The sequence below is a fragment of the Mesorhizobium sp. M7A.F.Ca.ET.027.03.2.1 genome (assembly GCF_003999175.1).
Classification (GTDB): Bacteria; Pseudomonadota; Alphaproteobacteria; order Rhizobiales; family Rhizobiaceae; genus Mesorhizobium.
Map to the genome: position 1 here is coordinate 1 of NZ_RZOM01000503.1, position 4,279 is coordinate 4,279.

Genomic DNA, 4,279 nt, shown 5'->3' on the forward strand with positions numbered 1-4,279 from the left:
CTGTTGGAGGATGAACCCGCTTCCCCACCGATGATGGCGTTCGAGCCAGGGGAACTGCGGCAACTGTTGGAAGACGAGCCTGCCTCCCCACCAATGATGGCGTTCGAGCCAGGGGAACTGCGGCAACTGTTGAATGATGAGCCTGCCTCCACTTGGGCACAAATCAATTCGACCCCACATGCGCGAGCGGACGGTGTTCATCAGCCAGCCCAGGCGCCCTGGCTCCCTGAACGCAGAAGATAACTTTGCGGAGGAGCGGTCACGCAACTGTCGGCGGCGCCGGGCCTCAGGGTGAATGGAGAGGATGGTGTCGCGTGAAGGCGCAACACGCGTGCTGACCGACCTGCATAGTAGGAAGTCGTTCATTGCTCCCAAATCGTATGTGAGGAACATTCCTGTCCCGGCTGCACCGCGCGATGCTAGGTCGCGTTGTTCAGCGGGCCAAGCCGATGACACCTACGAAGCTACTGATCGGGCAGATCGCCGTTGTGTGCGCAATTGTCATTATCGGCGTATGGACGGCAACCCAATGGTGCGCTCAAATGCTGACCTACCAGACGCCTCTCGGCGCACCATGGTTTCTCTTCGCCGGCTGGCCAATCTACAAGCCGTGGAAGCTGTTTGAATGGTGGTTCCACTTCGATGCTTATGCGCCGGAGGTCTTCGACAAAGCCGGTACGCTTGCAGGCGCCAGCGGATTCCTGGGCTGTGCCGCCGCAATCGCAGGCTCGCTTTTGCGCGCGCGACAGCGCGGGTCGGTTACGACCTATGGGTCTTCACGGTGGGCCACGACTCATGAGGTCGAGACGGCAGGGTTGTTACGGCCGGCGGGCGTTTTCCTCGGTAGGCTGAACGATCGCTATCTGCGCCATGACGGCCCGGAGCACGTCATGGCATTTGCGCCGACGCGTTCGGGCAAGGGCGTGGGGCTGGTTGTTCCAACGCTACTTTCCTGGACCGGGTCTGCCATCATTCATGATATAAAAGGCGAAAATTGGCAGTTGACCTCCGGCTGGCGGTCGAAATTCTCGTACTGCCTTCTGTTCAATCCGACCGACCCGAGATCGGCACGCTACAACCCGCTGCTGGAGGTGCGCAAAGGCCCAGATGAGATCCGGGACGTTCAAAACATCGCCGACATCCTCGTCGATCCCGAGGGCGCGCTGGAGCGACGGAATCACTGGGAGAAGACCAGCCATTCACTCCTAGTTGGCGCCATTTTGCACGTGCTCTACGCTGAAGAGGACAAGACGCTAGCCCGCGTCGCCACCTTCCTGTCGGACCCGCAACGCTCGTTTGCCGCAACGCTACGGCGGATGATGACGACAAACCATCTCGGGACGGGGCATAACCCTCAGGTCCATCCCGTAGTGGCCTCGGCGGCTCGCGAACTCCTGAACAAGTCGGAAAACGAGCGCTCAGGCGTCCTCTCGACCGCCATGTCCTTTCTTGGGCTTTATCGTGATCCAACGGTCGCGGCGGCCACTTCGTCCTGCGACTGGCGCATCGCTGACCTAGTGGATGGAGAGCGACCGCTGTCGCTCTATCTGGTCGTGCCGCCTTCGGATATCTCGCGCACCAAGCCTTTGGTGCGACTGATCTTGAACCAGATCGGCAGGCGGTTGACGGAGCGTCTGGAGGGGGACCCGAAGAAGAGCCGTAAGCATCAGCTGCTCATGATGCTGGACGAGTTTCCGGCGCTCGGTCGCCTCGACTTCTTCGAAACGGCGCTCGCCTTCATGGCAGGTTATGGCATTCGCTCCTATCTGATCGCACAATCTTTGAACCAGGTTTCAAAGGCCTATGGCGAGAACAATGCTATTCTCGACAATTGCCACGTGCGAATTGCCTTTTCCTCCAATGACGAACGCACGGCCAAGCGCATCTCGGATGCCCTCGGCACCGCAACCGAACTTAGGTCGATGCGCAACTATGCGGGCCATCGGCTTGCGCCCTGGCTTTCACATGTCATGGTGAGCCGCCAGGAAACCGCGCGCCCGCTCCTGACGCCAGGCGAGGTGATGCAATTGCCGCCGTCAGACGAATTGGTCCTGGTTTCTGGGTTGCCGCCGATCCGCGCCAAGAAGCTGCGCTATTATCAGGATCAGAATTTCACAGATCGGGTGCTGCCTGCGCCGGTGCTGCACGACGGACCCTATGCGGACTGCCCTGCATCACGCCCGGACGGCTGGACTGGACAAGTGTGCAGCGTCGATAGCCGACTTGCTGCGGACGAGGAAAGCGCCGACGCGCCAGTTGAAGACGAGGGAGGCGTTCAGCAGCAACGCCATCCAAGCCTGCCCGAAGAAGACGTTGTTGTCTCTCAAGAGCCCGATCAGGCCGATCTGTACAAGCCCGCAGACGATGACAGCGAAGCGCTCGCGGACAAGCGTGTCATGGATCGGATTTCCACTGCGGCCCGCGCCTACGGTATCAACGAGGGCAGGGGCGACGATGTCATTCCCGGCTTCTGAAGTCCGCTGAGTTGCAGAGCGCACCTCAGCGTAGATAACGGCCATAAGCAATTTTGAGCGTCTGGCCGATGCTTCTCCCGTCGCCGGCGCAACGCCGGGCCGTCGGAACGAGCCGCATGAAGCCGCACCGCATTCGCCATCAGTTTCTGCTTGAGCCGGAGCTCAGCGAGAAACTGGACAACCTCAGTCGCGATCCGTCAACGACCAAATCAGCGATCGTGGCGAAGGCGATCGAGGCGTTCATCGAGCGGCGTGGCGAGAGCGAGTTCGATCGGCGCTACGGCGTAAGGCTTGACCGGCTCTCCCGCGATCTTGCCCACGTCAGGCGCGATTCCGAGGTGATCCTGGAGAGCCTGGCGCTCTTCATCCGCTTTTCGATCACCCTTCACGCCCACACGCCGGTCCCGGATCGGGCAACGCAGGCTATTGCCCAAGAGCGTTTCGAGAAATTCGTTGAGAAGGTCGGCCGCCAGATCGCTTCCGGCAAAAAGTCGCTTAGCAAAGACAATGGTGGGGGAGGGGAAGGATGAGCTCTCATCCCGAGGCCGACCACCGGCGGCGTGTCATGCTGCGCACCGCCATGGGTCCGGCAATCACCGAAGCCCTGGCCGATCCGTCCGTCATCGAGGTGATGGTCAATCCCGACGGCGCGCTGCGACTCGACCGGTTAGGCGAAGGTCGGGTCGATACCGACGTTCACATGCACCCGTCCGAGGCAGAACGTATCATCCGCCTGGTTGCTTCGCACGTGCGCGCCGAGGCGCACGCCGACAACCCGATCGTCAGTGCCGAATTGCCGTCTGGCGAACGCTTCGAAGGCCTGCTGCCACCTGTGGTGTTGGCGCCATGTTTTGCCATCCGCAAGCCCGCCGCGAAAGTCTACACCCTGGCCGACTATGTTGCCGAACGCATCATGCTGCCGCTGCAGGCCGATGCGCTGAAAAAGGCCGTCCGCGAGCGGCGCAACATGCTGATCGCCGGCGGCACTTCCTCGGGGAAGACAACACTCGCCAACGCTCTGCTGGCTGAAGTCGCCGAATGCGACGATCGGGTGATCCTGATCGAGGACACACGCGAACTGCAGTGCGCGGCCAGGGACTGCGTTGCCCTGAGAACAAGGCGGGGCTCGGTCACCCTTGCCGATCTCGTGCGCTCGACGCTGAGGCTCAGGCCGGACCGCATCATCGTGGGCGAGGTGAGGGGCGCGGAAGCGCTCGACATGCTGAAGGCATGGAACACCGGGCACCCAGGCGGCATCGCTACCGTACACGCCAATTCCGCGCGCTCGGCTCTCTATCGCATTGAGCAACTCGCCCAGGAAGCGGTGGTCACCGTTCCCCGCCGGCTCATCGCTGAGGCGATAGATCTGATCGTCTTCATAGCGGGACGCGGCTCGTCGCGCCACATCGACGCAATCGCCGAGGTCACCGGTCTCGACGGCAGCGGCGATTACGCCGTTGCCCCGCTCACGCTTTCGCAACTCCAGCAGCTTTGAAAGGCCTTCCTCATGCGCAAGAAGCTTCGCTTTCTTTCGTCCACAGCGCTCGCCTTTCTTAACACGGCCCCGGTTTATGCCGCCGGCTCCGGCATGCCGTGGGAGCAGCCGCTGCAGCAGATCCTGGAGTCCGTGCAGGGACCGGTCGCCAAGATCGTTGCGGTGATCATCATTATCACCACCGGCCTGACGCTTGCCTTCGGCGACACCGCCGGTGGTTTTCGGCGCCTGATTCAGATCGTCTTCGGTCTGTCAATCGCCTTCGCGGCATCGAGCTTCTTCCTCTCCTTCTTCTCCTTCGGTGGTGGGG

5 protein-coding genes are annotated in these 4,279 nt (G+C 61.6%); 4 read left to right on the plus strand and 1 reads right to left on the minus strand.

Annotated features, from left to right (window positions below; translation table 11 throughout):
• A partial coding sequence (locus tag EN750_RS40000; RefSeq protein WP_210212757.1) for a hypothetical protein occupies positions 1 to 201 on the minus strand: 201 nt, incomplete at its 3' end.
• Positions 202 to 449: 248 nt separating this feature from the next.
• Between EN750_RS40000 and EN750_RS20785 the strand changes: the two genes are divergently transcribed.
• From EN750_RS20785 to EN750_RS20800, 4 genes are all read left to right on the plus strand, one after another.
• On the plus strand, positions 450 to 2,474 hold the full coding sequence (locus tag EN750_RS20785; protein WP_024502848.1) for a conjugal transfer protein TraG: 2,025 nt from the start codon (positions 450 to 452) through the stop codon (positions 2,472 to 2,474).
• A gap of 116 nt (positions 2,475 to 2,590) precedes the next feature.
• A complete protein-coding gene (locus EN750_RS20790; protein ID WP_095488561.1) occupies positions 2,591 to 3,004 on the plus strand; it encodes a CopG family transcriptional regulator in 414 nt (137 codons plus the stop codon).
• Positions 3,001 to 3,969 (plus strand): P-type conjugative transfer ATPase TrbB, encoded by a 969-nt coding sequence (trbB, locus tag EN750_RS20795; RefSeq protein ID WP_024502850.1) that lies wholly within the window; start codon positions 3,001 to 3,003, stop codon positions 3,967 to 3,969. Before EN750_RS20790 ends, trbB begins: the two co-directional genes overlap by 4 nt.
• Before the next feature lie 12 nt (positions 3,970 to 3,981).
• The coding region (locus EN750_RS20800) for a TrbC/VirB2 family protein (protein ID WP_127397509.1) at positions 3,982 to 4,279 on the plus strand (298 nt) is incomplete at its 3' end.

What these genes read in the sequence shown, in the direction of transcription:
- EN750_RS20790 (WP_095488561.1), top strand. Translation starts at nt 2,591, where the DNA reads ATGAAGCCGCACCGCATTCGCCATCAGTTTCTGCTTGAGCCGGAGCTC.
- EN750_RS20785 (WP_024502848.1), top strand. Translation starts at nt 450, where the DNA reads ATGACACCTACGAAGCTACTGATCGGGCAGATCGCCGTTGTGTGCGCA.
- trbB (WP_024502850.1), top strand. Translation starts at nt 3,001, where the DNA reads ATGAGCTCTCATCCCGAGGCCGACCACCGGCGGCGTGTCATGCTGCGC.